The 5,355-nt window shown below is 32.8% G+C and carries 4 protein-coding genes; all 4 read left to right on the forward strand.

What is annotated here, in order from left to right:
* Positions 1-1,954: endopeptidase La (gene lon / locus KHW44_RS06045; protein WP_304067195.1), on the forward strand; the 1,954-nt coding region annotated here is incomplete at its 5' end.
* Positions 1,954-2,496, forward strand: coding sequence for a phosphodiesterase (yfcE, locus tag KHW44_RS06050; protein WP_304067198.1), 543 nt, complete (start codon positions 1,954-1,956; stop codon positions 2,494-2,496). The genes lon and yfcE, both read left to right, overlap by 1 nt.
* 52 nt (positions 2,497-2,548) lie before the next feature.
* A complete protein-coding gene (gene abc-f, locus KHW44_RS06055) occupies positions 2,549-4,462 on the forward strand; it encodes a ribosomal protection-like ABC-F family protein (RefSeq protein WP_294685337.1) in 1,914 nt (637 codons plus the stop codon).
* An 11-nt stretch (positions 4,463-4,473) separates the two neighbouring features.
* On the forward strand, positions 4,474-5,355 hold an 882-nt coding region (locus KHW44_RS06060), incomplete at its 3' end, for an NCS2 family permease (RefSeq protein WP_304067204.1).

Raw genomic sequence — 5,355 nt, forward strand, 5'->3', positions numbered from 1 at the left:
TCCTACAGATAAATCGTTGACTATGATTAGGATGATTATTTCTTCGTTTGAAAGCTTGGCAGAAATTATCAAAAAACCATTACCACAAGATTTGCTTGGAGGTCTTTTGAATGAAGAAGATCCAAGTTCTTTAATAGATACAATTTCAATGCTTATTTCATTAAACGACAAGGATTCTATTTTATTATTGGAAACTTTGGACATGGATGAAAGAATTGAGTTGGTGTACAAATTTGTAATCAAAGAAATTGAATTTTTGAAGATAAAAGAAGATATCGAAGAAAGAACAAATAAGGAAATATCTGACACACAAAAAGAGTATTTTCTTCAAGAACAATTGCGTCAAATCAAGATGGAATTGGGCGAAGAATACGATATTGAAGACACAGATGATTATGCAAATAAAGTTAAGAAATTAAAACTTAAAAAAGATTCTGAAGAACACGTCTTAAAGGAAATAAACAGATTATCTTCTATGAATCCAAATAATCCTGAAAGCACGGTGATTAGAAATTATATCGATCAAGTATTGGATATTCCTTGGAACAAAAAATCAAAAAGTTCGATTGATTTAAAAAATGCAGAAAAAGTTTTGAATGATGGTCATTTTGGACTTGAAGATGTGAAAAAAAGAATTTTGGAATACTTAGCTGTTAAGAAGATGACTGGATCATTAAAAGGTCCTATCCTTTGTTTAGTTGGACCTCCAGGAGTTGGTAAAACTTCAATTGCAAGATCAATCGCTGAAGCTACTAATAGAAAATTCGTATCCATGAGACTTGGTGGAGTGCGTGATGAAGCAGAGATCAGAGGCCACAGAAAAACTTACATCGGAGCAATGCCAGGAAGAATTATAACTCAATTACAAAAAGCTAAGAAATTAAATCCAGTATTCTTATTGGATGAAATTGACAAATTAGCATCTGATTTTAGAGGAGATCCTGCAAGTGCTTTGTTGGAAGTTTTAGATCCAGAACAAAACAGCGAATTCACAGATAATTACATCGAAATCCCTGTTGATTTGTCAGATGTTTTGTTTATCACAACTGCAAATTCACAAGAACAAATTCCAGACGCATTGTTAGACAGAATGGAAGTTATCAGAGTTACAAGTTATACAGATTATGAAAAATTTGAAATAGCTAACAGATATTTGCTTCCACGTCAATTAAAAGAAAATGGAATGGACAAATCTCAATTCCACATCACAAGAGATGCTATTTATACGATTATAAACAACTACACAAGAGAAAGTGGAGTAAGAGAGCTTGAAAGAAATATCGGGAAAGTTGTCAGAAAAGCTGTCGTTAAAATCGTAAGAGATGATGTGAAAAAAGTTGTAGTTAACAACAAAAATTTGGAAAAATTCTTGGGCTATAAATTAGTTTTAGATGATGAAATTCCAAGAGAAGACACAATCGGAGTTGTGAATGGATTAGCGTGGACACAAGTTGGTGGCGTTATCCTTACAATCGAAGCAAATGTAATGGATGGTACAGGAAAAACACAACTTACAGGAAAACTTGGAGATGTAATGAAAGAGTCTGCAATGGCAGCCATTTCATACATCAGAAGTAACCAAGAAGCTTTGGGAATAAAAGGTGAATTCTACAAAGAAAAAGACATTCACATTCACGTTCCAGAAGGAGCTGTTCCAAAAGATGGTCCATCAGCTGGTGTTACAATGGTCACAGCTTTAGTGAGCGCTTTGACAGGAAGAAAAGTAAAACACGATTTTGCAATGACTGGAGAAATCACACTTACAGGTAGAGTGTTGGCAATTGGTGGAGTTAAGGAAAAAGTATTGGCGGCTCACAGATACGGAATCAATAAAGTGTTCTTGCCAAAAGAAAACAAAAGAGATATCCAAGATATCGATCCTAAAATTAGACAAAAAATCAAATTCTATTTTACAAGCAATGTTAAAGAAATTTTGGATGAGGTATTAATCTAATGAAAATAGGTGTAATAAGTGATACTCATGGTTCTTTGGAAAACACACGAAAAGCTCTGGATATTTTAAAAGAGTGTGACACGATTTTGCATTTGGGAGATGTTTTGTATCACGGACCACGCAATGCTCTTCCAGAGGATTACAATCCAAAAGATTTGGCAGTTATATTGAAATCAATGGATAACGTAGTCTATACGAGAGGAAATTGCGATAGCGATGTGGATCAAATGGTTATTGAGCATGATTTAACTCAAAAACATAGAATAATGAATCTTGGAAGTCATAGAATATTGACAATTCATGGCTACGAGGAAGATGAAGATAAAAGAATTCGCATTGCAAATGCAAACAAATGCGATATTGTAATTACTGGACACACTCATGTAAAAGTTTTGGATCAAAAAGACGGCGTTATTTTATTAAATCCTGGTAGCCCTTCAATTCCAAAAGACGGTGTTAAATCAGTAGCAATCATAGATAAAGATGAAATTCAACTTATAGATTTGGATAAAAGGGAAGTTGTGTCAACTTTAAAAATATAAAATCAATTAACTAAATCTAAAGTTAGTTGAATGTTTAGTTAGGAAGTGAAAAATGATTCTAATAGGCGCAAAAGATTTGGAAAAATCTTTCTTAGACAAAAGCATTTTAGAAAATGTGACTTTTAATATTAACGACAATGATAAAATTGGAATCATAGGAATAAATGGTGCAGGTAAGTCAACTTTGTTCAATATTCTCACAGGAGAATTGTCCAAAGATGGTGGGGATTTGTTCATCAAAAATGATCTAAAAATCGGATACTTAAAACAGCACAACTCATTTGACTCAACTAATACTTTGTACGAAGAATGTTTGAGTGTGTTTTCAGAAGTTTTAAGATTAGAAGGAAAACTTCGCGAATACGAAAATCAAATGAAAGATGCTGAAGATTTGGAAGATTTGATGAACAAATACCATCGTGATTTGGAGAGATTTGAATCGATGGGTGGATATCTTTACGATTCTGAAATCAAAGGAACATTAAAAGGTTTGGGATTTTTGGATGAAGATTTGGATAAAAATGTCACTAATTTCAGCGGTGGTCAAAAATCCAGAATAATGCTAGCAAAACTTCTTCTTCAAAAATGTGATGTTTTGTTACTTGACGAGCCTACCAACCATTTGGATATCAAAGCTATCGAGTTTTTGGAAACTTTTCTGAAAAATTACAAGGGCGCTTGTGTTATTATATCCCACGACAGATATTTTTTAGATGGTATCGTAAATAGGATTTTTCATATGGAAAATAGGAGTATTAAAACCTATGAAACAGACTACACTGGCTTTATGAAACAAAGAAAAATCTACATGGATATCCAACGAAAAACATACGAAAATCAACAACGTGAGTACAAAAGACAGCTTGAGATAGTCGAAAAGTACACTAGCACTGATAATGCGAAGAAAAATAAACAAGGACAATCCAGAAAAAAACTCTTAGACAAAATGAAGTTGATGGATAAGCCGACATACGACGATGGAACATTTGGAATCAAATTCAAAATTTCTTCACCAAGTGGCAAGGACGTTTTAATGGTTGACGATTTATCCAAAGAAATCGACGGAAGACTTATATTTAACAACTGCAATTTAGATATATATAAGGAAGAAAGAGTTGGGTTAATCGGGGCAAATGGAGTTGGAAAGACGACTTTATTTAATATTATTACTAAAAAATTAAAACCAACTTCTGGTAAATTCAGACTTGGCTCCAATGTTAATATCGGATATTTTGACCAAGAGCAGATGTATTTGAACGACAAAAATACAATTATCGATGAAATTTGGGATGAATATCCTAAAATGACTCACTACGAAATCAGAAGTGCTCTTGCTATTATGAATTTTGTTGGAGATGATATCTTCAAACTGATTGAAGATTTAAGTGGTGGAGAAAAGGCTCGTGTATCGTTATTGAAGTTGATGCTTTCAAAATCAAATTTTTTATTACTGGATGAACCTACTAACCACTTGGACATTGACTCAAAGGAAAGTTTGGAAGATTCTTTAATAAATTATGAGGGTACGGTTTTTGTAATTAGCCACGATAGATATTTTTTAAATAGAGTTTGTGATAAAATTATTGTATTAGAAAAAGACAAAGCGACGACTTATCTTGGAAATTACGATTATTATCAAGAAAAAATAAATGATTCTAAAACAGATGAAACAGAAGAAAGTTTGAACAAAACTGCCGCTGTTAAGGAAAAGAAAAAACAACGAGCTATTACTAATAATCTTAAAAAATTAAGGAAACAAATCGAGACTATCGAATCAAATATTGATAAAATTGATGAGAGAATCAAAGAAATTGAAGATATTTTTTGTCAAAATGACATTTACGATGATCCTCAAAAAATTCTTCAATTAAATGAAGAATTGGAAAATCTTAATGCTGAGAAAAATTCTTTGTATTCAGATTGGGAAGATAAACAATTGGAATACGAAGATTTTGATAAAAATTAAGGAGGGAAAACTTGGATTTTTTAGAAAAAAGATTTCGTCTAACTGAGAAAAAAACAGATGTTAAGACGGAATTAATGGCAGGATTTACCACATTTATGACTATGAGTTATATCTTAGCAGTAAATCCACAAATGTTGAGCCAAACTGGAATGGACAAGGGCGGAGTTTTCACGGCTAGTGTCGTTTCCAGTATTATCGCTATGGTTTGTATGGCTTTTTTGGCTAACTTACCATTCGGATTGGCACCAGGTATGGGACTTAATGCATTTTTTACATTTACAGTTGTTAAAACACTAGGCTATACTTGGCAATTTGCTTTGACTGCAGTATTTTTGGAAGGTATTGTATTTTTAATTCTTTCATTATTTAAAGTAAGAGAAATGATTTTTGATGCGATTCCAATTAACTTAAAAAAAGCAGTTAGCTGTGGAATTGGACTTTTCATAGCGCTAGTTGGTTTGGTAAATTCAGGAATTATTTTGCAAGGTGAAGGTACTGTTTTACAATTGGGAAATCTCTTGAACAGAGAAAGCGTAGTATTTATTGTAGGATTATTCATTATCGCTTTACTTTTGGCTAGAGAAATCAAAGGTGCGTTGATGTATGGGATTTTGGCTTCTACGATTTTAGCTTTAATTTTGGGAGTGTCAAAATACCAAGGCGGATCTCCAATTACATTGCCACCTTCACTTGCACCTGTTGCATTTAAAATTCAATTCGACAAAATATTTACTTTTGATATGTTCACAGTAGTATTCACATTCTTATTTGTAGATATTTTTGATACGGTTGGAACTTTGGTTGGAGTTAGTGCAAAAGCTGGTATGTTAGATGAACAAGGAAAATTAAAAGAAGCATCTCCTGCATTATTAGCAGACGCGATTGGAACAACA

This window comes from Finegoldia magna (genome assembly GCF_018371055.1).
Classification (GTDB): domain Bacteria; phylum Bacillota; class Clostridia; order Tissierellales; family Peptoniphilaceae; genus Finegoldia; species Finegoldia magna_I.